Source organism: Microbacterium sp. TWP3-1-2b2 (assembly GCF_049896145.1).
In the GTDB taxonomy this organism is placed as follows: domain Bacteria; phylum Actinomycetota; class Actinomycetes; order Actinomycetales; family Microbacteriaceae; genus Microbacterium.
On record NZ_JAFCTS010000001.1, the window covers coordinates 423,862 to 446,733 of the forward strand.

Sequence of the window (22,872 nt, forward strand, 5' to 3'; positions counted from 1 at the left end):
GCGGGCGCTCGATCACTGACCGGGCATCTGCCCCGTGTAGAAGCCATAGGTCGCATCAGCCATCCGGGCTGCTGTCTCGCGATCTGTGCCGGCCGCCATATTTGCGTCGGCCCACCGATCCGAGGCCGCTCGGCTGAACGCCTTGCCTTCTTCGGAAAGTGCCCATTGCTCGGCTTCTGCCGGTGAGATGCGGCCGACCTGCGCGCCGAGGTGCAGCGCGAGGCCCAGCAGGCTCTGGTCCCAGCCCACGCCGGTGGCACCAGGCCCGAAGCTGTCCCACATCTCAGCCGGCACATCAGCGACACGTGCGGTGTGCTCGAGCTCGAACCGAGTCTGCTCCGATCCGAGGGGCGTCAGTCGAACTCTGATCCATGAGACCGCCCCAGCGAACTCCCACGTCGCGCGATACTCCGCGCCGTCCTCGGTTGGGGGCGCGCACGACAGTATCTCGCCGCTTGCGTTCCCGGTCAGCTGGTACCGGCCGCCGACGCGGAGGTCGCCGGAAACCGGAAGGAACCATCGCGCGATGCGCTCTGCGTTCGTCGCGGCATCCCACACATCGTCGATGCCGGCGGGATAATCCTGAGCGATCGTCTGAATGCGCGAAGGCGCTCCATCGACCTCTTCCGTGCGCAGTGTGCGGCTCACTGCGTCGATCTGTTCGTTGACGTCGACCATCATCACTCCTTCTCCTGAGGTTCTGAAAGGGAAACTTCTTCGGGTGCGGGATCCTCGGTGCTCATCCGACGTGCCCGTTTGCCACGGGAGAGCTCCGTGCCCAATGCGGCAAGCGGGCCGCGCCAGAAGCGTTCGAACGGACTCAGCCATTCGCTCGCCTGCTGGAGCCCGTGTGGGTCCACCGTGTACAGTCGTCTGGCTCCCGCCGGGCGGACTGTCGCGAATCCCTGCTCACGAAGCACCCGCAGATGCTGGGAGACGGCTGGCTGGGAGATGCCGAACTCTTGCTCGATGACAGTGGAGATGTGACCTGCAGGCGCTTCACCGTCGACGAGAAGCTCAAGAATCCGTCGCCGGACCGGATCACTCAGAACATCGAACGCGTGCATGTACCAAGGTTACGCGTGTGCTTATATAAGTCAAGACAAATATTACAGAAGCAACTGACTGAGCGGGTGCACGAAGTAACGCAGCGAGTACGCCTCCCAGACTGCGCCGATGATGAGCAGCGCCAGCGCGGGAAGCGCAAGCAGACCGATCCGCTGCAGCCCTCGGAGATATCCCTGGCGACGGTTCTTCGCTCCGACCGTACGGGGGAACAACCAGTACTTGCCCAACAGGTAGGCGCCGAGGAGCAGCAGGATGTATGCCTGGAGCTCGATGACGAACGTCAGCGAGTGCGGAATGAGTGCGACCCATCCCTTGGGCGAGGCCGGAACGAGGGTGATGCCGGTTTCCACAGCCCAGTATCCGAAGAACGCGAGGCCGGCAAAGGGCACGATGACAGACGGCAGCACGATCGTCAGCAGGCTGAGGCGGAAGAGGTTGACCCCCAGGATCGTGAGCGCGAAGAGCGCCGGGATGTTCACCAGCCAGCGCACCAGTTCTCCGGTGCCGTCCTCTTCCAGCCCCGCGGCTTGCGCCGCGCTGAGGTCGGGGAAGATGAGTCCGATCACGAACCCGATGAGGGCGAGGCCGTAGGCAGCCACGTTGATGATGAAGTAGGCGCGCCTGTTGTCGCGGATGATTCGGAACGGGCGTCGCCAGAACGGGGCCTGTGCAGGACGCCTGATGTGAAGGGATTCGGTTGTCATGCTCCTATCGCACTCTGTTCGTCGCCTCTCGTGAAGTGTCGTTGTGTCACGGAAAGAGATGACACCACGTCACTACCGCCGACGGGAGGCATGGGCGATCGTAGAGGTCATGCACGATGTCGCCCCGACCGACCTCAGGATGCGGCGGGTGGCGATGGTCACGGCCGTCGCTGCGATCGCTCCGCTGAGCGTCGTCGGCGTTGCGCTCACCGCCACATCCTGGTGGGAAGGGCTGACGATGGCGCTCGGCTACCTCCTCACCCTGGGGGTGCTGCGGGAATGGAGCCTGGACGGCTATCCGCGGCAGGCAGCCGTGGCCCTCGTCTTCACCGCGGCGGCATGGATCATCGGTGCTCTCACTGCTGCCAGCCCCATCAGCTTCGTCCCGCTGTCGCTCGTGGGTGCGCTTCTGATCGCCCGGGCGCGGCGACGGAAGTTGTGGATCGGGGGCTTCGCGTTGGGAGTCGCGGCGATCGGCGCGATCTCGTTCGTCTTTCACACGGCGACGTGGGAACTCGCCACGAGATACCTGGTCATCCCGGTCGTCGGCACACTCTTCATCGCCGGGGTGATCCTCGTCAGCGAGCAGGCCTGGCAGGTCGTGCGACGCCTCGAGCGCGCGAAGGAGACGGAAGCCGAGCTCGCGGTAACGCACGAGCGGATGCGATTCGCGAGCGACCTGCACGACATTCAGGGCCATTCGCTCCACGTGATCAAACTCAAGGCGGCGCTCGCCCGTCGCATGATGCGCGCCGACCCGGACGGGGCGGAGGCGGAACTCGGCGAGATCCGCCGGATCGCGGACGAGACCATCACCGAGACCCGGGCCCTGGCGTATGCACGCCACGAGTTGAATCTGTTCGCCGAGCTCGAGAACGCCAAACGGCTGGGCGAGGCGGCCGGCATCGCCGTCGAGGCGCGGATCGACGACGGCACCGGCACCTCAGCGCATCCTCTGCTCGCGCAAGTCCTTCGGGAAGCAACCACCAATCTGCTGCGCCATGCGCGTCCGACCAGGGTCACCATCACGGCGTCGCCGCACTACGTGGAAGTCACGAACGACGGCGTGATCGATGCGACTGAGTCTTCGCTGCGCGGGCTGGCTCGTCTACGCGAGCGTGTGGAGAACGCCGGTGGCGTTCTGCGGATCGAGCGATCGCCGGGCACATTCCTCGTCGCCGCTCGGATCGATCGGTCGCCCGCCGACCGCGCGAAGGAAGGCGTGTCATGACGAGTACGCCTCCGATCCGGATCGTTCTGGCCGACGATGAGCACCTCCTGCGCACGGCGCTTGCGGCGCTGCTCCCGCTCGACGGCACGATCGAAGTCGTGGCGCAGGCCGAGTCCGGTTCCGAAGCCGTGACGGCGACGCGGGTGCACAGCCCAGACGTGCTTGTCATCGATCTCGAGATGCCCGAGATGGATGGGATCGACGCGGTCGCCTCGATCATGGGCGAGCGACCCGAGCAGCGTGTGCTGATGCTCACCCGGCATGCGCGCCCCGGAGTTCTGCGTCGCGCTCTCAAACTCGGAGTGTTGGGTTTCATGAGCAAGGGCGCCGATCCGGAAGAGATCGTCGAGGTCATCCACGCGCTGCACGCCGGGCGACGTTGGATCGCCCATGATGTGCTCGAAGCATCCGTCGTCGATGATTCTCCGCTCACCGACCGTGAGGCCGACACCCTCCGCGAAACACGCGAGGGCTATTCGGTCAAAGACATCGCACGGCGGCTGCATCTCGCGCCGGGCACGGTCCGCAACTATCTCTCGAGTGCCATGCAGAAGACCGGCACCGCCGCTCGACACGACGCAGCCAGGGTCGCCCGTGACCGCGGCTGGCTGTGACGATCTCGGTATCCGGCCGGCGTATCTCCCGCTCGCCTAGCTCCCGCTCAACCCCTGCAGGTCGCTGAACAGCGCCAAGATCCTGTCACTCATCTCGACCTGGGTCATGACGATGCAGATCGTGCCGTCGGGGTCCACGAAGAAATCAGTGCCGAGGCCTCCCGACCAACCGAAGCGGCCGCGGTGCGGCCCGTCAGTGACGACGGAGACGCCGTAGCCCCAGCCCGTGCTCTCCCAGAAGCCGGGGAAGAAGCTGTCCGGTCCCTTCGCGGACGGCTTCACCTGGTTGCTGGTCATGCCGGCTCGCAAGTCAGCGTCGATCAACCGACCGTCGAGCAGCGCCCGCAGGAAGGCGTGATAATCCGCGAGAGTGGAGACCAACTCCGCGTGACTCACGTCGAACGGGGCAGGCTCGACATAGAAGCCGGCACCGGCGGGTTCAGACTGCTCGATGCCTTCCGCTCCATGCCGGAATGCCGCGGGCAGCCGGTGCGCGCGATCCGCCGGCACGGTGAAACCGGTGTCGCGCATCCCCGATGGTCGGAACACGGTGTCGTCCAGCACTTCCTCGGTGCTCCGGTCAGCGACGCGGCCGAGCAGTATCCCCAGGATGCCGAATGAGTGGTGGTACCGCCATCCTTCGCCGGGCTCGAACGCGAGCGGAAGAGTGGAGAGCACGTCGAGCCAGTCCTTCGCGCCGAGGTCCACAGGTTCGGCGCCAGCGTCGACGCCCGCGTCGACCATCGCCTGCCGCAGCGGGGAATCGGAGGTCATCATGCCGTAGCCGGACTGGTTGGTGAGCAGATGGCGCACGGTGATCGGATGCTGCGCCGGTCTCCAGTTCTCCAGAGGAGCGTCGGGGTGCGTGAGCACGCGCGGCTCGGCCAGCTCCGGCAACCACGTCGCGACCGGATCGTCCAGAGCGATCACGCCGTCCTGCACCAGACGAAGAGCCGCGACGGAGGTGACCGCCTTCGTCATCGACTGGACGCGGAAGATCGCGTCGGTCCGCAGCGGCGGGCCTCCGGGAGCCGCGAGGCCGACCGCGACCGGCTCGTAGCTCTCACCGATCGTGCCCACCGCCCCCGGCATCGTGCCCGCATCGACATGACGGGTGAGGAGATCGCGCAGTGCTTCGGACACGTGGTGCTCCTTGTCGGAATACGTCGTGGGGAGAGTCGTGGGCCAAGGATAGCCCTGCCGCGGCACCGCGGCCGAGTGTGCGTGCGCAGTTCCGACAGGGCGTTACGCCTACGATCAGAGGAACGGATCGGAGGGCACATGACGACGCTCTACTTCGCCCGGCACGGCGAGACCGTGTGGCATGCCGAGCATCGCTACGCGGGGTCGTCCGATGTGGCGCTCGTGCCCGACGCGACAGCGCAGGCCGCGGGACTCGCCGCGTGGGCGGGCACGGCTGGACTCGCCGCCATCGTCGCCTCGCCGTTGAGCCGCGCGCGACTGACCGCCGAACCCGCCGCCGAGGCCGCGGGCCTGCCGCTTCGCATAGATCCCCGTCTCGTGGAGATCGACTTCGGGCGCGGCGAGGGGATGTCGCCGGCGGAGCTTGCGGCGACCTTCCCCGAAGACTGGGCGGGATTCGAGCGGCAGCCGGCGCGGCATCCGCTTCCCGGCGGAGAGTCAGGACGCGACGGCATCGCCCGCGCGATGCCGGTGCTCGATGAGCTCGCGGCCGAGTTCCCCGACGGCTGCGTGCTCGTGGTCGGGCATGCGACTCTGATGCGACTCATGCTCTGCGAACTCATCGGACTCGATCCAGACTGGTACCGCGACATCTTCCCGGCGCTCGACAATTCGGCGCTCCTCGAACTCGACTTTCCGTATGCCGGGGAATCGAACTGGCCGGGGCGCGCGCGCATCCTCGGCATCAATGTGCCGCCGCTCTCTCACACGCCCAGAGTGCAGCCCCAGGCCGTTGACGTGGCGGTATCGCCGGAGTAGACAGAGCGGACAGACGACGCACCGGTGCCGTCGTGAGGAGTGTCCCAGATGAGCGACCAGACGAACATGCTGAGCTCAGTCGTCCAGAGGATCGGGCGAGCAACAGCGCTGGATGCCACGGCGAAGAAAATCAGCGACTCGGTGGACACGGTGACACGTCCCACCTGGCTCAAGAACGCTCTTTCGGGCTCGTGGCTCGGCCATCAGCTGCACCCTGTGCTGACTGATCTTCCGATCGGAGCGTGGGGCGCGGCCGTCGCGCTCGACCTCACCGGCGGGGAGGAGAGCGCGGCGGCAGCACGTCGCCTCGTCGGTCTCGGCATCCTCGCTTCCGCGCCGACGGCGATGTCGGGCGCATCGGACTGGTCGAGCACCCGAGGGGCCGACAAGCGTGTCGGGCTCATCCACGCGCTGTCGAACGCGGTCGCCACGACGCTGCAGGCCGGGTCGTGGCTCGCCCGTCGCAGCGGCCACCGCCGCACGGGCGTCGCCCTCAGCGCCATCGGCCTCAGCATCACGCTCGCCTCGGCGCACCTCGGCGGGCACCTGTCCTTCGTGCGCGGGATAGGAGTCAACCGAACGGCGTTCCAGCGGCCGACGAGGAAATGGGCAGACGTCGCCGCCGACAGCGAGATCCTCGACGGAACGCTCGTGCGCGTCATGGTGAACGACGTGCCGGTGCTGTTGACGCGGCAAGCCGGTCGGCTGCGCGCGATCTCGGCAGTCTGCACTCACGCAGGAGGGCCGCTGGAGGAAGGAACGCTGGACCCGGACGGCTGCATCACCTGCCCGTGGCATGGCAGCCGATTCCATCTCGAAGACGGTGCCGTCGCTCGAGGACCAGCCAGCGTGCCGCAACCGGTGTGGGAGGTCGACGTGGTCGACGAGCGAATCCTGCTGCGCTCAGCGGGCAACGCCTGAGGCGAGCGTCTGATGACGTCGACGGCGGGCTCCCTCCTCCGCGACCTGCATCAGGTCGCGGACCTGCATGCCCACCCCAATCAGCACTACCGAGGGGATGCCGACGTGCTCGGAGTGCGCATGGGCACCGTGTTCGAGATTGCCAAGCGCCACAGCGAGATGCCACTCACAGAGATCATGCGACTCCTCGACGAGACCGAGTACGAACCCCGGCTGGCGGCGTTCTGCGTCATGGACTTCCAGGTGCGACGCCCACGGATCTCGGATGTTGAGCGCGAGGAGCGCTATCACCTGTATCTGCAGCGGCACGATGCGATCGATTCCTGGGACATGGTGGATCGAGCGGCGCCTCGTGTGGTCGGCGTCTTCCTTCGCGAGAGGTCAAGAGCGCCCCTGTTCGGCCTCGCCGCATCGACCGACCCGTTGCGTCGTCGAACAGCGATGACGGCGCCGCTCGCGTACACCCGTCCCGCGCATCCGGCCGGGATCGCCGATCTGCTGCGTCTCGCCGAGGAACTCGCAGCAGACACCGATCCCGTCGTGAGCAGACCGGTCGGAATCGCGCTCAAGCACGCCGGCGCCGTCGCACCCGACGAGGTGCGTGCTTTCCTCGACAGGATGGGAGACCGCCTGGCTGCTCCGGTGCGTCGTGAGGCGCGATCCAAGCTGCCGTAGGCGCGGACTGCGTGTCACACCTGATGTGGCGTCTCGCCGCGTGCTCGCGCCACGACGATGCCTCGCTGCGACGTCGGAAAGCGATCGAGCATCTCCTTCAGCTGCGCCGCCTCGACATCCGCTCCGAATGCTTCAGCGCCGGGCTCCAGCATGATCCCCGAGGAAAGCGGGCCGGCGATGACGGGATCGAAGCCGAGATCGCTCACGAGCGCTGCGACGATCGAGAGATCCACCGGGTCGTCGCCGGCGATCGCGATCGCCTTGCGTCCCGCGCTTCCGGATGGACGCGCCTCATCCTCGAGGTCCTGATACCCCATGTGGCTCAACGCCTTCACCACGCGTGCGCCGGTGAGATGCTCCTGCACGAGCTCGCTGGTCGAGGTTCGTGCATCACTCAGATCGTCGCGGATGCCGTCGGAGCCCCACCAATAATTCATCGCATCGATCACCAGTGTGCCGCGCAGCTCGTCGACCGGCAGCGTCCGATACCTGCCCAGCGGCAACGCCAGGATCACTGCATCTGATTCGGTGACAACCGTCGCAGCAGTCACCGCTTCCGCACCGATGGCCTTCATCGCGGGGGAGATGAGAGCGGGATCTTTCGACCCGGCCGCCAGCACGCGGTAGCCGGCGGATGTCGCGAGCCGGGCGAGGACGGTGCCGAGCCTGCCCGCGCCGAGGATGCCGAGGGTCCGGATCCTGCGCGCTTCGCTCTCCACGTCGCCAATCGTACGGTGGCGATCCCGCTCCGCTGGGAGGAAGTGCTATTCGTCGAGCCCGAGGCGCACCTCATGGACCGCATGCTCCGCTTCCGACACCCGCTCGGACATCGCGGAGACACTGTGATCGGCTGCGTCGATGTCTTCGCGCGCCTGGTCGTGTTCGTGGCGGGTTCGCTCGAGCTCGGCCTCGAGATCGCCGATGCGGGTGGAGAGCTCGTCAGCTCGACGGTTCGCATCCTGCCGATCGCGTTCTGCCTTCGCGAGCGCCCGCTCCGCGACGGCGAGCGCCTCTTCCGCATCGTGGACGGCGCGTTCGGCCTGTCGGCGCTGTCGTCGCGCGCTCAATTCGTCAGCGGGAGGCGGAGCGGTGCCGGTGAGCCCACCCGCGACGGCCGCGTCGATCTCGAGCGGCAAGGCACCGGACGGCCGGAGTTCCCGTATGAGCCGGCCGGAGGCGACTGCGGCTGCAGCCTCGGGATCGAAGAACGCCGAGTTGATGGTCTGCTGAACGGCCTCGAGGGTTGCCGGCGTGATGCGTTCTCCACGGCTGACGGCGAGCTCTGCTGCATCCTTGGCGAGGCGGCTCGTGAGCGCACGCCGCTGGCGGCCGAGCTGCGCGAGCGCCTGTGCGTCGAGGTCGGCCTGCGCTTCGCGAAGCTCTGCGGCCAGCTGCAGCGCTTCCCCAAGTTCGTCGGAGCGTTCCCGCGCGAAGACGTTCACCACCCACGCGGCCACGGACGGCTTCCGCAGGGCGCGCACCTGCTGGGCGACCTCGCGGTCGGATGCTGCTTTCGCATGTGCGTTGCGGACCGCGACGAACTCCTCCGGTGGTCCGGAGTAGAGCGCTGCAGCGATCTCCGCGAGCGTTGATTCTGCGGTCATGCTGCCAGCCTGTCACGCCGCCTACGCGTCAGTCGACTGCCACCCTGTTGCGCCGCACCTGCCGCACGCGCACGACGATCCACACGGCGACAGCCACCACGACGACGGCGATGACGACCTTCTGGAACACCCCGGCGTATTCTTCGACGACGTGCCAGTTCGCTCCGAGGAAGTAGCCGGCCAGAACGAAGATCGTGTTCCAGATCGCGCTGCCCGCCGCCGTCAGCAGCGTGAACCGCAGCAACGGCATCCGCTCGATACCGGCGGGAATCGAGATGAGGCTGCGGAAGATCGGGATCATCCGGCCGAAGAAGACGGCCTTCGAACCGTGCCGTGCGAACCATGCCTCCGTGCGCTCGACATCCTGTGTCTTGATCAGCGGGAGCCGCTCGACGATCGCGTACATGCGGCGTCGGCCCAGCCAGGCGCCGATGCCGTACAGGGCGAGGGCGCCGACGATGGAACCGACGGTGGTCCAGATCAGCACCTCGACGAGGCCCAGTGTTCCCTGCGCTGCGGCGAACCCGGCAAGAGGCAGGATGACCTCGCTCGGCAGCGGCGGGAAGAGGTTCTCCGCGGCGATGGCGACACCGGCGCCGACACCGCCAAGAGTCTCCATGAGTGAGACCGCCCATGCGGCGATCGCGTTGAGGTTCTCGGCTCCGGCATCCATGTTCTCCAGGCTAGGAGGCGGCGCCTGAGGATCTCCGCTGAGGCACCGGATGTTCATCTGCCGGCAGGAAGGGCGTGAGGCGCGGCGTCCAGCACCGCACCGCGCGTGCATATTCGTCGTATGCGGCGCGGAAGCGCTCCCCGAGGTCGAGTTCCTCGAGCGGGCGGACCACCCAGTTCCACACCAGGGAACCGCACAGCGCATAGACGACGACCAGCCAGGAATCGATGATCAGACCGACACCGACGCCCTGCGCGATACCGGCCAGCGCCATCGGATTGCGCACGAACCGATACGGCCCGGCGATCACCAGCCGGCGCGCGGTCGCCGAGGGGAGAGGCGTGCCCTGCCCCTGGGTCGACATCGCGGCCGCCGACCAGACGCCGAGCGCGCTCGCCGCGATCAGCAGCACCAGGCCGGCCCACCGCGCAGCATCCGGAAACGGTACATGCAGATTCCACCGGCGTTCGATGAAGGAGATGATCACCGGGAACACAGCGAGGAACAGCCCCCAGAACACGATGAGTTGACCGGTGGTGCGCGCCACATGTGCAGAAGTGGATGTCACCGGAGCCAGGCGGATGGCGAACGGGCCGAGCAGAATCCACTCGGTGGGCAGCCGTCCGAGCCGGACGAGCAGACCTGCGGCCACGCTGCCGACAGTCGCGGCGACCATCAGCAACGCGCCCCAGCCGGCGAGCCCTGTGAACGTCGCATACAGCGCCATGCTGAGGCCGACCAGCATCGTCCAGGATCCGACGACCCAGATCATCGGACGCACTCCGCACGCGACCAGAGCCGAGCCGATGACGAACAGCGGGATGTCGAACCACGCGACGAGGATCGGATCCAGCTCTCCGAGAGTGAGCGAGCGGATGCTGTCGCTGAAGAACACACCGATCCACCAGGCGGCGCCCGCCACCGCCTGCGTGGCGAAATACAGACGTCCCGCGCGTGAATCGAGACGGATTGCGGGCATGGGGCGATTCTATGAGTGATCAGCGGGCCGCAGAGGCGTCTGCGATGCTCTTGCCTCGGCGGCAGGAGTTCATAGGCTGTAGCCATGGACAGGACGATCGTGATCGCGGTGCCGGCGCCGATACCCCACGGACATCGCATCGAGGTGGTCGAGCGTGTGGACGACACCGGGTCGCGCTCTCTCGTCGTGCTCACCGATCTCGAGACCCGCGTCCGCTATCGGCAGGAAACGTCACCGCCATCGGAGTCGGTGACGTGGACCGGTCGAGTGCTGGAGTGCACGATCGCCCCGACGAGAGGTGGGGTCACGACGACGCTTCTCGTGGATCCGACGGGCCCCGGTTCAGCGGAGGCCGACGTCGCCTTGCGCAGCGCAGATGCGGCTGCGGACAGGGCCAGCGGTGAAGCACTCCGCTGGGGTGGGGGAGATCGAGTGCCAGAACCGGAGCCGCCGCGCTTCTGGTGAGGCGGGACAAGGGGACGCTCAGGTGCGCTCGCGCAGCATCCGCTCACCCGAATCGATGTACGCCTCGAAGAGATCGGTGACATCGCGCAGGCGTGAGACGGCGTGTGGGCCCTGGACGACGTCCTCGCCCGCTCTCAGAGTGCGCACGAATGCCCGCGCCCGTTCATGACTCGCGGCCAGCAGCTGCTCGAATCCACCCGCAGCCTCGATCAGCAGCCGCCTGCTGCCCGGTTGCGGAATCGTTCGGGCCAGGCCCCACGAGACCAGTTCACGGATGGACGTGCTCACCGCACCCGTGCTCAGCGACAGCGCCGCACGGAGCTGGTCCGATGATGCCGGCTCCGCACTCACGAGCAGATAGCCGTACACCCGTCCGGTGGCGCGGGAGAGGTTCCAAGAAGTGAGCAGGTCGCCCATTGTGTCGATGAATCTCTGGCGCTCGTCATCCACGCTCTGCACCCCGGTTCTGAGAGGCGATCGTCTCCAGGACCACTGCGGTGACCGCTTCCGGTGCGTCCAGGGGTGAGATGTGGCCCGCCGCGGGGATGACGTGCTCCGTGATGTTCTCAGCCTGCGCCCACTGCGGCATCGCGGTCCGGATGTTTCCGGTGCGATCCTCCGCGCCGCGGATGAGCGTGAGCGGCACGGGCGTTCGCGCGCCAGGGTCTGGATCGACCAGGGAGAGCGTGGCGCGCCATACGTCGAGGAACACCTGCTTCGGCATTCGTGCGAAGCACTCGCGTGCGTAGGCGACGGCGGCGGGTGTCGTCGCCGAGGCCTTCGCCATGAGATCAGGGAGCCGCGTCGCGGGGACCAGAGCGAGAAGGGGTGCGGCCAGACGCAGTCCGAGGCGCTCCATCGTCGTCAACGGCCCGGCGTTCCAAGTGGAGTCGACGACGATGAGCGCGCCGGCGAGCTCGGGATGGCGCTTCATGACGGTTTGCGACAGATTGCCCCCGAGGGAGTGACCGATCAGCGTCGGACGATCGAGCGCAAGGTGCCGGACAAGCGAGACGAGGTCTTCGATCGCGTCCGCTGCGCGAAAGCGGACGCCGTCATCGAGAACGGATGCGCCGTGCCCACGCAGATCACCGTGGACGACACGGAACCCGGCTTCCTCCGCAGCGCGCGCCTGCGCGTCGAACATGGCGTGATCGACACCTGCGCCGTGCGTGAAGACGACGGCATGGCCGTCTCCGCCGCTGTCGGAGAAATGCAGGTCGCAGCCGGGCCGTCGCAGCCGTCGATCTAAATTCACCATTTTCTGAAAATAGCAGAAGAAGTGCGTCGGTGCCGAGAGACGTTCATCGGAAGTCGCGGGATCGATGCTCGATACCGGTGCGCAGATCCTGGAAGCCGTCGGCGAGCACATTGATCACACCCTCGGGGGAGCGCTCCAGCATGCCCCGCACGATCAGCGCAGGCGAGTCTCTGGCGATCCGTCGATAACGGTTCCAGACTCCGGTCGAGCAGACCACGTTGACGAGGCCGTGCTCGTCCTCGAGGTTGAGGAACGTGACTCCTGCCGCCGTCGCAGGACGCTGCCGGTGGGTGACGAGACCGGCGACCTCGATGCGCCGGCCGACCTCGTGCTCACGCAGCTGCGCGGCAGTCAGCACACCCCGCTCACCCAGCGCGGAACGGAAATGCGCCATCGGATGGTCATCCGTCGAGACACCGGTGGCGGAGAGATCGGCGGCCAACTGCTCGTAGTTCGTCTGGTCGGTGAACAGCGGGGGTTGCACGGACACGGTCGTACCCGGCAGGAAGCGGGCGCGATCGGATGCGGCGGCGCCAGCGAGCCAGATTGCCTCACGCCGCTTCAGCCCGAGGCACTCGAAGGCCCCCGCCGTGGCCAGCGCCTCCAGCTGAGCGGCTGTGGCATCCGTGCGCCGCACCAGGTCATGCAGATCACGATAGGGGCCGTTCTTCTCACGTTCGGCCACGATGCGCTCCGCCATCGGCTTCCCGATCCCTCGCACCTCGCTGAGGCCGAGGCGCACGGCGAAGGCGCCGTCACGGCGGTGCTCTGCCGACTCATCCGGCGCGTTCCTGTCGAACCGGGGCGCGGCTGGCTGCTCGTACCTGCTGCAGGAGTCGCGCCCGGTCGCTGCGGGAGAATCCGTCCGGTATTCCAGAGACAGAGGCTCCAGAGAGTCTGTGGCCGCCGACGCGTGCAGATCCGGCCGCCGCACCTCAACGCCGTGCCGTCTGGCATCGGCGGTGAGCGTCGACGCGGAGTAGAAGCCCATCGGCTGGGAACGCAGGAGTCCGGCGAGGAAGGCAGCGGGGTAGTGCAGCTTCAGCCAGGAGCTGGCGTAGACGAGCAGGGCGAACGACAAGGAGTGCGACTCGGCGAAGCCGAAGTTCGAGAACGCCTGGATCTGCTCGTAGATGCGATCGGCCTGTTCGGGGGAGAGACCGTGGCGCTCCATGCCCGCATAGAGCTGCTTGCGGATGCTGTCGATCCGCTCCAGGCCGCGCTTGGAGCCCATGGCACGCCGAAGGGTGTCGGCCTCGTCGGCGGTGCAGTCGCCGATCGTCGTGGCCATCTGGATGAGCTGCTCCTGGAAGATGGGGATGCCGAGGGTGCGCTCCAGCGCCGGCTTGAGGACCGGGTGCGGGTAGGGGATCTCCATCAACACGGGTTCCTCGCCGCGCGTGACCCGACGGCGATTCTCCTCATCGATGCGGTCCTTCTCCATCTTGCGCCGGACGAACGGGTGCACCGCACCACCCTGGATGGGGCCAGGACGGATGAGTGCGATCTGGATGGCGAGATCGTAGAAGCAGCGGGGCTGCAGCCGGGGGAGCAGACCTATCTGCGCACGGGATTCCACCTGGAACACTCCGATCGAGTCGGCGCGGCAGAGCATGTCGTAGACCGCAGGCTCCTCCTTGGGGATCGTCTCCAGTGTCCAGCGCTCCCCGGTGGAGGAGGCGATCAACTCGAAGCAGCCCTGCAGAGCCGCGAGCATCCCCAGCCCCAGCAGATCGAACTTCACCAGCCCCATCCAGGCGGCGTCGTCCTTGTCCCACTGGATGACAGTGCGATTCTCCATCCGGGCGTGCTCGACCGGCACTACCTCTCCCACCGGGCGTGCGGTGAGCACCATTCCGCCGGAGTGGATGCCGAGATGCCTCGGCGCCTTCAGCACCTCGCCGGCATACTCCAGCACTGTCTCGGGGATGTCATGCCCGTCCACCGGCATCAGGTCAGCGCCCCACCCGTCGACCTGCCGCGACCAGGCATCCTGCTGGCCGGGGGAGTAGCCCAACGCCCTCGCCATGTCGCGCACGGCGTTCTTCGGCCGGTACTGGATGACATTCGCCACCTGAGCGGCGCACTCGCGGCCGTATTCGCCGTAGACCCACTGGATGATCTCCTCGCGCCGGCCGGAGTCGAAATCCACGTCGATGTCCGGCTCCTCCTCGCGCGTACTGGCGAGGAACCGCTCGAACGGCAGGCCGTAGAGGATCGGGTCGACCGCGGTGATGCCGAGCAGGTAGCAGACGGCGCTCGCCGCGGCAGACCCGCGCCCCTGACAGAGGATGCCGCGGCGCTTCGCCTCGGTGACGATGCCGTGCACGATGAGGAAGTAGCCGGGGAAGTCCTTCTCCTCGATCACGTTCAGCTCGCGCTCGATCCTGGCTCGCCCGTCGTCATCGAGTCGTGGATACCGAGCGGGGACGGCATCCCACACCAGTCGGCGCAGCCAGCTCATCGGGGTGTGCCCCTCCGGCACCTTCTGCCTCGGCAGGTCAGGGCGGGCGCGACGCAGCGGGAAGGCGGACTCCTCAGCGATGACCAGCCCATGCGAGATCGCACCGGGGTAGCGCTGGAACCGTGCGGTCATCTCGGCACCGCTTCGCAGATGCGCTGCGCCGTGGGAGGGCAGCCATCCGTCCATGTCGTCCATGCTGCGCACCGCCCGCACCGCAGCCATCGCCTCTGCCAGTCCGGCGCGCTCCGGAGTCGCGTAGTGCACGTTGTTCGTCGCCACCACGGGGAGGCGGTGGGCGGTGGCGAGATCGGCGAGGGCGTCGTTTCGACGGGTGTCCTGCGGATCGCCGTGGTCGAAGAGCTCGACGACGACGTTGTCCCCACCGAAAAGGTCGACCAGGCGCCGCAGTGGCGTCGCGGCATCGCCCCTGGCGAGTCCCTGGCGGACACCGCCCTTGCGGCATCCGGTGAGGATCGTCCAGTTGCCGTCCGCGCTCGACGCCAGATCATCGAGGTCGTAGACCGGGCGTCCTTTCTCGCCGCCGCGCAGCTGCGCCCTGGTGATCGCTCCGGAGAGGCGGTGATATCCCTCGAGGCCGCGCGCCAGTACCAGCAGATGCTCGCCCGCAGGGTCGGGAACACCGCCCTGCGGGGATGGGAGTCCGAGCGAGAGTTCGGCACCGAAGACGGTCTGCAGTCCGTTCTGCGCTCCGTGCTGCCCTTCGGCCTGAGCCCTGGTCTTCATCAGATCGGCGACCTCTGCGAACCTGGCGGCGCCGTAGAAGCCGTCGTGGTCGGTGATGGCGAGAGCCGTGAGACCGAGCCGAGTGGCCTCTGCGAGCAGTTCCTCGGCGGATGAGGCGCCGTCGAGAAAGGAGTACGACGTGTGCGCATGCAGCTCGGCGTATGGGACGGCATCCTCGGGAGGGAGGACCGTCGGTGGGGGTGCCGTGACCCGCCGACGACTGACCGGCCCCGGATCCGGCCGCGGCCGAGGCTCTGCCGGCTCGGAGGGTGCGCGTCCGCTGAGGGTCTGCTCGAGCTCCTTCCAGGTCAGCGGAGGGTTGTGCCAGCCCATCAGCGGTACCGCCCTTCGATCCACCAGGAGTCGTCCTCCCAGAGCACCAGCCAGGCGCGCTGTGACTCGTCGACGATCTGGAGTCGCTGTGCGAGGCGGGCCTGATCCTTGTCCCAGGTGCGCTCGCGCAGCGGCCAGGGTCCTGCCCAGCTCAGTACCGGTGATTCCTGCACCCATGCGGGTGCAGCGGAGAGTGCGCCGCGGTCATCCACTCGAGGCGCGGTGCCATCTGCTGCGGTCACCCGTGCGGGCAGCGGCGGATTGAAGATCTCGGACGGGTACGGCGGAGGCAGACTGCCAGGCCAGGGCAGGGCAGCATCGCGCTCCGTCGGAACCTTGTCGCCCCATGGCTGGAGCAGTTGCCGGTCGGCGAGCCGGCGACCGCCGACGACGACAGGGGTGACCACGCCGCGATGGCCGAGCATCGCCTGCACCCGGGAGACGGCATGGTGCAGCCGCTGCTGCGGGCCCTGCCCGAAGAGCCCTGGCTGATGATGGGCGCTGTCATCGACCCTGATCGGCACGATCCTCACCTCGGCGATGCCGGCCGATGCGCGATCGGATTTCGCGGGATCGGACGTCGCAGGGGTGGTGAGAGACTCCAACTGCCAGCGCACCCGGTCGACCAGGTCGCTCGCCTCGAAGGAGGTCGGGTGCATCCACACCCGAGACGAGATCGCTCCGTCGTCGTCGGTCAGATCGATCCGCACCTCGGTGCACACCTGTGAGAGCTCGGCGAGGGCTGCAGTGACGGCATCCGCCGTCTGCCGCACCGCGAACGCCACCTGATCGGCCTGGTCGAGAGGGCTCTCGAAAACGATCTCGCGTGCGAGCTCCGGCTCCGGATGCTGCGGCACCAGTGGTCGGGAGTCGGCACCGGAAGCCAATGCGTGCAGCCTCGCCCCGCGCTCGCCCAGGCGGTCGCGGATGTCGGTCTCGGCAAGGGCGGCGAACTCCGCAAGAGTGCGGATGCCCAGCCTCTCGAGCAGCGCTGTGACCTCTTCATCGCCCAGCGCCTGGACGGGAAGACGGGCGAGGAACTCCTGCGAACCGCCGGGGGCGACGATGAGCGCCGGTGCGGCCAGGCGAGCGGCCTGCTCTGCGGTGAAGAGTCCGTCGGCGATGGCCGCACGAGTGCCGGGATGATCGTGCTCGGCGAGGGCGTCGATGAGGTGCAGTGCCGCCTGCTCTTCTCCACCGTAGTAGCGGGCCGCTCCGCGCGCTCGCAGTGCGGCAAGGCCCGGGCGAAGCGGCTGGACGCCGGGTACCAGCTCTTCCAGCAGCCGCAGCACGGGGAGGAAGGCGCGCTCGTCACGGCGAGGGTCTGCGGGGATGAGGCGCAGCGACGGCGATCGGTTCTGCGCGAGTCGACGGCGCTGGCCGCGCCGCACCCCCTGCGCCCTGGCGGATGCCGAGCAGGCGATCACGGTGTTCGCCTGCACGACGGCTACGGGGTCATCAGCCGGCGGTGCTCCGAGCGCTGCCCGAACCGGCCAGTCCGGCAGCCACAGCACGAGATGACGCGGAGGCATGCTCATCCTGCCACCGCCCAACTGCCCGATTCGGCGGTGACCACCTGAGGCACAGGCACAGGCAGCGGCGCCACCGGACGCAGGGGCGCCGGCGCGGCATCCACATGGCCGAGGGAGGTGGGCATCCGCACCCGCACCCGACTCGGGGCCTCATGTCGTCGCCCTGACGCCCGCAGAGTCACGGTGCGGTCGGCGAGGAGTCCCCAGCCGGTGCCAAGGCCGTGCCACTCGGTCTCCTCCACGCGGATCGTCGCCTCGCTCTGCGGCCAGGGCGCTGTGACCAGCAGCGTGCAGCCGCGATCGCGCAGACGAGCGTTCAGCCGTGCGATGTCGGCGTCGGCGACTCTGCTGCGCGGATGCACCGCGATGAGAGGGATCACCTCGGAGAGCGCAGTGGCGACCGTGAGCCAGCGCGGACCGGGATCCGGCACGAGGATGAGACGCTCCAGCTCGACGCCGAAGCCGGCCATCGCCTCGACGCCGATCGTGGGCATGCCGATGATCGCGCACCACGACCCCTTCTGGGATGGTGCGGCGAGCAGAGCACCCAGAAGGCTCGGCGAAGGGGAGAGGGAATAGGAGGAGCCGACCCGAAGGCCAGGATCGGGCAGGAGACCCTCCAACGCGGGATCGAGGGGGAGGAAGGGCACATCGCTGCGTCGCCGCTGCATGCGGGCGATCTCGCTGCGCAGGCGATGCACCTCCTGTGCGCGGGAGGCGTTGCCCTCGCGAGGGAGAGCGGAGGGGGCGGAGAGTGCGGTGCCCATACATCCATCCTCGAATTTATCTACGAATAAAGCAAGTGAGACTCTCATGGTAATTCGCACATCCGACAACTGCTTCCGCGCTACCGTTGACGCATGCAGATCGAGTTCGAGAGTCCTGTCACGCGCTGGGACAAGCGCGTGGAGGCGTGGTATTTCGCTACCCTGCCTGAAGAGCTCTCCCTGGAGCTTCGCGAACTGCCTGCGCCGCAGCGCGGCTTCGGATCGCTGCGGGTGCAGGCCAGGATCGGCGCCTCCATCTGGCGGACATCGATCTTCTTCAGTGGCACCTCCTTCGTGCTGCCGCTGAAGAAGGCGATCCGTGACGCACAGGGCATCGAGGAGGGCGACATGCTCACCGTCGATCTCGACATCATCGATCTCTGAGGCATCAGAGCGCGCCGCCGGACACCGGGTTATCCACAGGCTTCACCCGCGGCATCCGCCGTTCTCGTAGCCTTCCGGCATGCCTACTGCTTCCGTGCTGCACGAGGTGATCGTCGTGCTCGTGCACATCGGGCTGGTCGGCATCGGCGTCTGGCTGCTCGTGATCGACGCGCGCACGCACCGCCTGCCGAACCGGATCGTGCTGCCGACACTGGCAGCAGTGCTGGCGCTGGTGGGAATCGACGCGCTCGTCACGGGGCAGAGCGGCTCCATGATCGGTGCAGTGATCGGAATGCTGGCGCTCGGCGGCATCTATGCCGTGCTGCGAGCCGCGAGCAGAGGCGGGATCGGCGGGGGTGACGTGAAGCTCGCCGTCGTGATCGGACTGGTTCTGGGCTGGCACGGCTGGCAGGCGCTCGCCGTCGGTGCGGCATCCGCCTTCGTCCTCGGGGCGCTCTACGCCCTCGCGCTCATGGCGACCCGGCGCGCGAACCGTTCCACTCGGATCGCCTTCGGTCCCTGGATGATCATCGGCGCGGTGCTCGGCGTCGCCGCGGCATGAGCACCATGTCGCGCACTCGGACTATGGTGAGCACATGGCAATCGCACGACTTCACGACGGCCCGCTCGACGGGCAGATCCTTCCCCTCGAAGACATCGAGCAGGACAGCCTGATCGCACCGTACGGCGCGACCCAGGTCATCTATCGACGAGGCAGCGCCGCAGCCAACACCGGTGCGAGCGACGGACCCACCGAGGTGGGGTTCTGGTTCGTCGAGTCCAGTGACGACATCACGCCCAGTGACGACTGAAAGCAGTGACGACTGAGCCTTCTCGCACGGTCGAGGTCGAGCGCAAGTACGACGTCGACGACGCGACGCACCTGCCCGTCTGGGACGCCGTGCCCGGTGTGGACGGCGTGACCTCCGGCGAGCATCGCGCTCTCGACGCCCGCTATCTCGACACGGCGGACGCGGCACTGTCGCACGCCGGCGTGGCACTGCGACGGCGTACCGGCGGACCGGACGAGGGCTGGCACATCAAGGGCCCGCGCGAGGGCGATGGACGACTCGAGCTCGGATGGCCGCTGGGCGACTCCGATGCCGTCCCGGATGCCGTCACCACAGTGATCTCGCGGTGGACGACCGACCCGCTCACGCCGCTCGCGCGCATCCGCAACGACCGCACGGCCTATCTGCTCACCGGACCGGCCGGCGTCGTCGCCGAGTTCGTGGACGATCGCGTGCGCGCCACCGATCTGCGCTCGGGAATTGAACGCGAATGGCGCGAATGGGAGATGGAGCTGGGGCCTGCGGCCCCCGCGGACGCCGCAGGACGTGAAGAGTTCTTCACCGCGGTCGAGGATGCCATCGCCGCCGCTGGTGGCCGGAGCGCGGCATCCGGATCCAAACTCGCTCGCGCACTCGGCTTCTGAGCACAAGCCCCTTTCCCTGAAGTTGCGTGCGTGCTTGAGTGACACACATGACGCCTTCTCCTGTGCTGCGCTCCATCCAGACGATCGTGCCGGAGACGGTGCTGGAGCAGGAACAGGTGCGAGACGTCTTCGCCGCACAGCCCGAGATCAGCCGCCTCGCCAAGCGCATCGTCTCGGCATCGTTCAACGGATCGGGGATCGACACCAGGCACACGGTGCTGGAAGAGCTGTCCTTCACCGCTGACGTCGTCGAGCCGCAGTTCTTCGACCGCGACACCGGCCTGCTGCTCGAACCAGGTACGAAGGCGCGCAACGAGGTGTACATCCGAGAAGCAGGGCGGCTGTTCGTCGAGGCCGCCAGCCGCACCCTCGAGGCCGACCCCGACATCAACGCCGCCGACGTCACTCATGTGATCACCGTCTCCTGCACGGGTTTCTACGCCCCGGGGCCTGACTACGAGATCGCCCGCGCCCTCGGTCTGCGAGACAGCGTGCGCCGCCAGCACCTCGGCTTCATGGGCTGCTACGCCGCGATGCCGGCGCTGCGTGCGGCGAGTGAGTTCTGCGCGGGGGATCAGGACGCCGTGGTGCTGGTGGTCAGTGTCGAGCTGTGCACGCTGCACCTGCGCTCCACCGACGACCCGGACATGATCGTCGCGACCTCGCTGTTCGCGGATGGTGCAGCCGCCGGGATCGTCACCTCTCGCACCTTCGACTCCGCCGTCCCGAGCCTCGCCCTCGACCGATTCCACACCGGCATCATCCCGGAGGGCAAGAAGGACATGGCGTGGACGATCGGGGACCACGGGTTCGAGATGGTCCTCTCCACGGCCGTTCCACAGCTCATCGGCGATCACATCCACGATGCGCTCAGGCCACTGTACGCGCCGGAGGAGCTGTTGGCTGAGGCGTTCGAGAACGACTCGATCGGAGAGCGCGTCGCACACTGGGCGATCCATCCGGGTGGCCGGAGCATTCTGGATCGGGTGCAGGAGAAGCTGTTCCTCACGGATGGGCAGCTCGTGCCGGCGAGGGAAGTGCTGCGAGAGTACGGCAACATGTCCAGCGCGACGGTGCTGTTCGTCATGCGCCGGATCCTGGAGGAGGGTGCGCAGAACGGGGAACGCGTGGCGGCGATGGCGTTCGGCCCAGGACTCACGGCAGAAAGCGCACTGATGACCGTCATCACGCCGGGGAGTCATGAGAGCTGACCTCTCGGCTCGCGCCGTCGACGAGCGTGAGTTGATGGACGACCCTGACGCGGATCTGCGGATGCTGGAGCGCACTTACGAGAGGTTCCATCTCATCAACTCGGTCGTCTCGCGATGGCGGGCCGTCTATCGGCGAGACATCCGTCCGCGGGCGCGGGTGCGACCGATCCGGATCCTCGACGTCGGAGCCGGAGGCGGCGATGTGTCACGCGCGCTCGCCGACTGGTCTCGACGGGACGGACTCGCGGTCGAGGTCACCGCGCTGGATGCCGACGCGAGAGCAGACCGGTGGGCGCGCAGTCGCGGCGGGGGCGTGGAGTATCGGTGCGCGTACACCAGCGACCTCGTGGATGCCGGTGCGACGTTCGACATCGTGATCTCCAACCATCTGCTGCACCATCTGTGCGACGACGAGCTGACGGCACTGCTCGGGGAATCCGCCGCGCTCGTCCCCGACGGCGGTCTCGTCATGCATCGGGACATCGCGCGCGGCCGGCTCGCGTACCTGGGTTTCGCCGCTGGCACGCTCCCGTTCGCGAGGAACCTGCTCGCCGGCTCCTTCATCCGCGCTGACGGGCTCACCAGCATCCGTCGTGCGTACACGCCGGCCGAGCTCGCCGCGGTCGTCCCCAGCGGCTGGCAGGTGCGGACCGCCTTCCCGGCGCGCCTCGAGCTGCGGTACGAGGTTCCAGATGCCGGATCATGACGTCGCGATCGTCGGCGGGGGACCCGTCGGCCTCCTGCTGGCCTGCCTTCTGGCTCACGCCGGGATCGATGTCGCGGTCTATGAGAAGCGGAGCATGGGCGATGCCCGCTCCCGGGCGATCGGGATCCACCCCCCTGGCCGTGCCGCCCTCGACGCGGTGGGGCTGGGCGAGGAAGCGAGACGCCAGGCGCTGGAACTGGACGGGGGTGACGTGCTCTGCAGCGGCGAGGTGCTCGCGTCGGTCTCCTTCACCTCCCGCCAGCAGGTGCTGATCCTCCCGCAGCACCGCACGCATGCACTCCTCGTCGAGCGCCTCGCCCATGTACAGCCGGATGCTGTGCATCTCGGCCAGGTCGTACGCGACGTGCGCGATGAGGGAGAGGTCGTGCGGCTTTCGCTCGAGGCAGATGGTGTGGGCCGTGAAGTCACCGCGTCGGTCGTCGTCGCGGCAGATGGGGTGAGGAGCGGGGTTCGTCGCCTCCTGGGCGTCCGATGGCGTGCGCGACGCGGAAGCGGCTCTTACGCGATGGCCGATGTCGCCGATGTCGAGCCCAGCACAAGGGTGCGGCTGTACTGCGAACCAGGCGGAATCGTGGAGTCCTTCCCGCTTCCCGATGGACGACGGCGCTGGGTGGTGGCCGATCCGTTGGACCGGCTGCACGACGGAGCCGCCTTCGCACGGGAGATCCAGGATCGCACCGGCATCCGTCCGGGTGAGGCGACTGCGCTCGAGCCCACCGTGTTCCGGGCGCAGCAGCACCGTGCGTCGCGGGCGGCCGTCGGCCGCATCGTGCTCCTCGGAGATGCACTGCACGAGACCAGTCCGATCGGCGGTCAGGGGATGAACCTCGGTTGGAACGCAGCGCGACGCCTTGCGGCAGCCATCGAAAGGTCGTTGCGGAGCGGGACGCCCGACTTCGGGGCGTACGAGCGCAGCGCACTACGTTCTGCTGCACGTGCGCAGCGACGTTCGCACTTCTACATGACGATGGGGCGTCCGGTCGATGGGCTCTCTCTCGGTGCTCGTAACGCCGTGATCAGGGCACTCGGTTCGCCTCCGTTGCGCCGAAGCGCTGCCGATCTGATCACCATGCGGGGCCTATGAGCCGTCATGAAAGAAGGAAAACCCGGCCTCCGAG

Annotated in this window: 26 protein-coding genes; 13 read left to right on the plus strand and 13 right to left on the minus strand. The window is 67.7% G+C overall.

The genetic code is table 11. From position 1 onward, the window contains the following. Positions 1-12: 12 nt before the first annotated feature. Genes ACP7AR_RS02155 through ACP7AR_RS02165 form a run of 3 tightly spaced genes read right to left on the minus strand, consistent with a single transcriptional unit; the run spans position 13 to position 1,772 of the window. Positions 13-678, minus strand: coding sequence for an SRPBCC domain-containing protein (locus ACP7AR_RS02155; protein ID WP_426182152.1), 666 nt, complete (start codon positions 676-678; stop codon positions 13-15). A gap of 2 nt (positions 679-680) precedes the next feature. Next, on the minus strand, positions 681-1,067 hold the full coding sequence (locus ACP7AR_RS02160) for an ArsR/SmtB family transcription factor (protein ID WP_426182155.1): 387 nt from the start codon (positions 1,065-1,067) through the stop codon (positions 681-683). A gap of 42 nt (positions 1,068-1,109) precedes the next feature. After that, complete coding sequence (locus ACP7AR_RS02165) at positions 1,110-1,772, minus strand: hypothetical protein (RefSeq protein ID WP_426182157.1); 663 nt, start codon at positions 1,770-1,772, stop codon at positions 1,110-1,112. 109 nt (positions 1,773-1,881) lie between these two features. Between ACP7AR_RS02165 and ACP7AR_RS02170 the strand changes: the two genes are divergently transcribed. Together ACP7AR_RS02170 and ACP7AR_RS02175 are read left to right on the plus strand one after the other, a co-directional pair. Then, entirely contained in the window at positions 1,882-3,003 is a 1,122-nt protein-coding gene (locus ACP7AR_RS02170; protein WP_426182160.1) for a sensor histidine kinase, read from the plus strand. After that, positions 3,000-3,617, plus strand: a complete 618-nt coding sequence (locus ACP7AR_RS02175) for a response regulator transcription factor (protein ID WP_426182162.1) — start codon at positions 3,000-3,002, stop codon at positions 3,615-3,617. Before ACP7AR_RS02170 ends, ACP7AR_RS02175 begins: the two co-directional genes overlap by 4 nt. A gap of 36 nt (positions 3,618-3,653) precedes the next feature. Here ACP7AR_RS02175 and ACP7AR_RS02180 read toward each other — a convergent pair whose 3' ends face one another. Continuing rightward, positions 3,654-4,760, minus strand: coding sequence for a serine hydrolase domain-containing protein (locus tag ACP7AR_RS02180; protein WP_426182165.1), 1,107 nt, complete (start codon positions 4,758-4,760; stop codon positions 3,654-3,656). A 138-nt stretch (positions 4,761-4,898) separates the two neighbouring features. Between ACP7AR_RS02180 and ACP7AR_RS02185 the strand changes: the two genes are divergently transcribed. From ACP7AR_RS02185 to ACP7AR_RS02195, 3 genes are read left to right on the plus strand one after another with little or no spacing between them, the layout of a single operon-like run. Beyond that, positions 4,899-5,579 (plus strand): histidine phosphatase family protein, encoded by a 681-nt coding sequence (locus tag ACP7AR_RS02185; RefSeq protein ID WP_426182168.1) that lies wholly within the window; start codon positions 4,899-4,901, stop codon positions 5,577-5,579. Between the two features lie 48 nt (positions 5,580-5,627). Then, positions 5,628-6,500, plus strand: a complete 873-nt coding sequence (locus tag ACP7AR_RS02190; protein ID WP_426182170.1) for a Rieske 2Fe-2S domain-containing protein — start codon at positions 5,628-5,630, stop codon at positions 6,498-6,500. Between the two features lie 12 nt (positions 6,501-6,512). Continuing rightward, positions 6,513-7,175 carry a DNA alkylation repair protein gene (locus ACP7AR_RS02195; RefSeq protein ID WP_426182173.1) on the plus strand — a complete coding sequence of 221 codons (663 nt, stop codon included), beginning with the start codon at positions 6,513-6,515 and terminating at the stop codon, positions 7,173-7,175. 14 nt (positions 7,176-7,189) lie between these two features. On the opposite strand, the gene ACP7AR_RS02200 is transcribed toward ACP7AR_RS02195, so the two are convergent. From ACP7AR_RS02200 to ACP7AR_RS02215, 4 genes are read right to left on the minus strand one after another with little or no spacing between them, the layout of a single operon-like run. Then, a complete protein-coding gene (locus ACP7AR_RS02200; RefSeq protein ID WP_426182175.1) occupies positions 7,190-7,894 on the minus strand; it encodes an NADPH-dependent F420 reductase in 705 nt (234 codons plus the stop codon). Positions 7,895-7,939: 45 nt separating this feature from the next. Beyond that, positions 7,940-8,779 carry a transposase gene (locus ACP7AR_RS02205; RefSeq protein WP_426182178.1) on the minus strand — a complete coding sequence of 280 codons (840 nt, stop codon included), beginning with the start codon at positions 8,777-8,779 and terminating at the stop codon, positions 7,940-7,942. A 28-nt stretch (positions 8,780-8,807) separates the two neighbouring features. Further along, complete coding sequence (locus ACP7AR_RS02210; protein WP_426182181.1) at positions 8,808-9,452, minus strand: DedA family protein; 645 nt, start codon at positions 9,450-9,452, stop codon at positions 8,808-8,810. Positions 9,453-9,462: 10 nt separating this feature from the next. After that, complete coding sequence (locus ACP7AR_RS02215) at positions 9,463-10,431, minus strand: methyltransferase family protein (protein ID WP_426182184.1); 969 nt, start codon at positions 10,429-10,431, stop codon at positions 9,463-9,465. An 84-nt stretch (positions 10,432-10,515) separates the two neighbouring features. Here ACP7AR_RS02215 and ACP7AR_RS02220 point away from each other — a divergent pair, with 84 nt between their 5' ends. Beyond that, positions 10,516-10,896 (plus strand): hypothetical protein, encoded by a 381-nt coding sequence (locus ACP7AR_RS02220; protein ID WP_426182187.1) that lies wholly within the window; start codon positions 10,516-10,518, stop codon positions 10,894-10,896. 18 nt (positions 10,897-10,914) lie between these two features. On the opposite strand, the gene ACP7AR_RS02225 is transcribed toward ACP7AR_RS02220, so the two are convergent. Genes ACP7AR_RS02225 through ACP7AR_RS02245 form a run of 5 tightly spaced genes read right to left on the minus strand, consistent with a single transcriptional unit; the run spans position 10,915 to position 17,997 of the window. Next, on the minus strand, positions 10,915-11,346 hold the full coding sequence (locus ACP7AR_RS02225; RefSeq protein ID WP_426182190.1) for a GbsR/MarR family transcriptional regulator: 432 nt from the start codon (positions 11,344-11,346) through the stop codon (positions 10,915-10,917). Beyond that, complete coding sequence (locus ACP7AR_RS02230; RefSeq protein ID WP_426182193.1) at positions 11,339-12,157, minus strand: alpha/beta fold hydrolase; 819 nt, start codon at positions 12,155-12,157, stop codon at positions 11,339-11,341. Before ACP7AR_RS02230 ends, ACP7AR_RS02225 begins: the two co-directional genes overlap by 8 nt. Positions 12,158-12,200: 43 nt before the next feature. Continuing rightward, entirely contained in the window at positions 12,201-15,698 is a 3,498-nt protein-coding gene (locus tag ACP7AR_RS02235) for an error-prone DNA polymerase (RefSeq protein ID WP_426187581.1), read from the minus strand. Next, complete coding sequence (locus ACP7AR_RS02240; RefSeq protein WP_426182196.1) at positions 15,698-17,230, minus strand: DNA polymerase Y family protein; 1,533 nt, start codon at positions 17,228-17,230, stop codon at positions 15,698-15,700. The genes ACP7AR_RS02235 and ACP7AR_RS02240 overlap by 1 nt, the downstream gene beginning before the upstream one ends. A 2-nt stretch (positions 17,231-17,232) precedes the next feature. Beyond that, positions 17,233-17,997 (minus strand): hypothetical protein, encoded by a 765-nt coding sequence (locus ACP7AR_RS02245; protein ID WP_426182199.1) that lies wholly within the window; start codon positions 17,995-17,997, stop codon positions 17,233-17,235. A 93-nt stretch (positions 17,998-18,090) separates the two neighbouring features. Here ACP7AR_RS02245 and ACP7AR_RS02250 point away from each other — a divergent pair, with 93 nt between their 5' ends. The 7 genes from ACP7AR_RS02250 to ACP7AR_RS02280 all read left to right on the plus strand — a co-directional run bounded on the left by ACP7AR_RS02250 (position 18,091) and on the right by ACP7AR_RS02280 (position 22,838). After that, a complete protein-coding gene (locus tag ACP7AR_RS02250) occupies positions 18,091-18,381 on the plus strand; it encodes a DUF1905 domain-containing protein (RefSeq protein WP_426182202.1) in 291 nt (96 codons plus the stop codon). Positions 18,382-18,460: 79 nt separating this feature from the next. Continuing rightward, positions 18,461-18,943, plus strand: a complete 483-nt coding sequence (locus ACP7AR_RS02255) for a prepilin peptidase (protein ID WP_426182205.1) — start codon at positions 18,461-18,463, stop codon at positions 18,941-18,943. Between the two features lie 34 nt (positions 18,944-18,977). Next, complete coding sequence (locus ACP7AR_RS02260) at positions 18,978-19,193, plus strand: response regulator (protein ID WP_426182207.1); 216 nt, start codon at positions 18,978-18,980, stop codon at positions 19,191-19,193. Positions 19,194-19,198: 5 nt separating this feature from the next. Then, positions 19,199-19,816, plus strand: a complete 618-nt coding sequence (locus ACP7AR_RS02265; protein ID WP_426182210.1) for a CYTH domain-containing protein — start codon at positions 19,199-19,201, stop codon at positions 19,814-19,816. A gap of 47 nt (positions 19,817-19,863) precedes the next feature. Continuing rightward, positions 19,864-21,027 (plus strand): type III polyketide synthase, encoded by a 1,164-nt coding sequence (locus ACP7AR_RS02270; protein ID WP_426182213.1) that lies wholly within the window; start codon positions 19,864-19,866, stop codon positions 21,025-21,027. Further along, positions 21,017-21,733: a methyltransferase domain-containing protein gene (locus ACP7AR_RS02275; RefSeq protein ID WP_426182216.1), complete on the plus strand. Its 717-nt coding sequence runs from the start codon at positions 21,017-21,019 to the stop codon at positions 21,731-21,733. Before ACP7AR_RS02270 ends, ACP7AR_RS02275 begins: the two co-directional genes overlap by 11 nt. After that, positions 21,720-22,838, plus strand: a complete 1,119-nt coding sequence (locus ACP7AR_RS02280; RefSeq protein WP_426182219.1) for an FAD-dependent oxidoreductase — start codon at positions 21,720-21,722, stop codon at positions 22,836-22,838. Before ACP7AR_RS02275 ends, ACP7AR_RS02280 begins: the two co-directional genes overlap by 14 nt. Positions 22,839-22,872 lie beyond the last annotated feature (34 nt).

What these genes read in the sequence shown, in the direction of transcription:
- ACP7AR_RS02190 (WP_426182170.1), top strand. Translation starts at nt 5,628, where the DNA reads ATGAGCGACCAGACGAACATGCTGAGCTCAGTCGTCCAGAGGATCGGG.
- ACP7AR_RS02230 (WP_426182193.1), bottom strand. Translation starts at nt 12,157, where the DNA reads ATGGTGAATTTAGATCGACGGCTGCGACGGCCCGGCTGCGACCTGCAT.
- ACP7AR_RS02210 (WP_426182181.1), bottom strand. Translation starts at nt 9,452, where the DNA reads ATGGATGCCGGAGCCGAGAACCTCAACGCGATCGCCGCATGGGCGGTC.
- ACP7AR_RS02215 (WP_426182184.1), bottom strand. Translation starts at nt 10,431, where the DNA reads ATGCCCGCAATCCGTCTCGATTCACGCGCGGGACGTCTGTATTTCGCC.
- ACP7AR_RS02235 (WP_426187581.1), bottom strand. Translation starts at nt 15,698, where the DNA reads ATGGGCTGGCACAACCCTCCGCTGACCTGGAAGGAGCTCGAGCAGACC.
- ACP7AR_RS02165 (WP_426182157.1), bottom strand. Translation starts at nt 1,772, where the DNA reads ATGACAACCGAATCCCTTCACATCAGGCGTCCTGCACAGGCCCCGTTC.
- ACP7AR_RS02155 (WP_426182152.1), bottom strand. Translation starts at nt 678, where the DNA reads ATGGTCGACGTCAACGAACAGATCGACGCAGTGAGCCGCACACTGCGC.
- ACP7AR_RS02195 (WP_426182173.1), top strand. Translation starts at nt 6,513, where the DNA reads ATGACGTCGACGGCGGGCTCCCTCCTCCGCGACCTGCATCAGGTCGCG.
- ACP7AR_RS02255 (WP_426182205.1), top strand. Translation starts at nt 18,461, where the DNA reads ATGCCTACTGCTTCCGTGCTGCACGAGGTGATCGTCGTGCTCGTGCAC.
- ACP7AR_RS02175 (WP_426182162.1), top strand. Translation starts at nt 3,000, where the DNA reads ATGACGAGTACGCCTCCGATCCGGATCGTTCTGGCCGACGATGAGCAC.
- ACP7AR_RS02185 (WP_426182168.1), top strand. Translation starts at nt 4,899, where the DNA reads ATGACGACGCTCTACTTCGCCCGGCACGGCGAGACCGTGTGGCATGCC.
- ACP7AR_RS02260 (WP_426182207.1), top strand. Translation starts at nt 18,978, where the DNA reads ATGGCAATCGCACGACTTCACGACGGCCCGCTCGACGGGCAGATCCTT.
- ACP7AR_RS02280 (WP_426182219.1), top strand. Translation starts at nt 21,720, where the DNA reads ATGCCGGATCATGACGTCGCGATCGTCGGCGGGGGACCCGTCGGCCTC.
- ACP7AR_RS02160 (WP_426182155.1), bottom strand. Translation starts at nt 1,067, where the DNA reads ATGCACGCGTTCGATGTTCTGAGTGATCCGGTCCGGCGACGGATTCTT.
- ACP7AR_RS02170 (WP_426182160.1), top strand. Translation starts at nt 1,882, where the DNA reads ATGCACGATGTCGCCCCGACCGACCTCAGGATGCGGCGGGTGGCGATG.
- ACP7AR_RS02250 (WP_426182202.1), top strand. Translation starts at nt 18,091, where the DNA reads ATGCAGATCGAGTTCGAGAGTCCTGTCACGCGCTGGGACAAGCGCGTG.
- ACP7AR_RS02270 (WP_426182213.1), top strand. Translation starts at nt 19,864, where the DNA reads ATGACGCCTTCTCCTGTGCTGCGCTCCATCCAGACGATCGTGCCGGAG.
- ACP7AR_RS02220 (WP_426182187.1), top strand. Translation starts at nt 10,516, where the DNA reads ATGGACAGGACGATCGTGATCGCGGTGCCGGCGCCGATACCCCACGGA.
- ACP7AR_RS02240 (WP_426182196.1), bottom strand. Translation starts at nt 17,230, where the DNA reads ATGCCTCCGCGTCATCTCGTGCTGTGGCTGCCGGACTGGCCGGTTCGG.
- ACP7AR_RS02275 (WP_426182216.1), top strand. Translation starts at nt 21,017, where the DNA reads ATGAGAGCTGACCTCTCGGCTCGCGCCGTCGACGAGCGTGAGTTGATG.
- ACP7AR_RS02205 (WP_426182178.1), bottom strand. Translation starts at nt 8,779, where the DNA reads ATGACCGCAGAATCAACGCTCGCGGAGATCGCTGCAGCGCTCTACTCC.
- ACP7AR_RS02245 (WP_426182199.1), bottom strand. Translation starts at nt 17,997, where the DNA reads ATGGGCACCGCACTCTCCGCCCCCTCCGCTCTCCCTCGCGAGGGCAAC.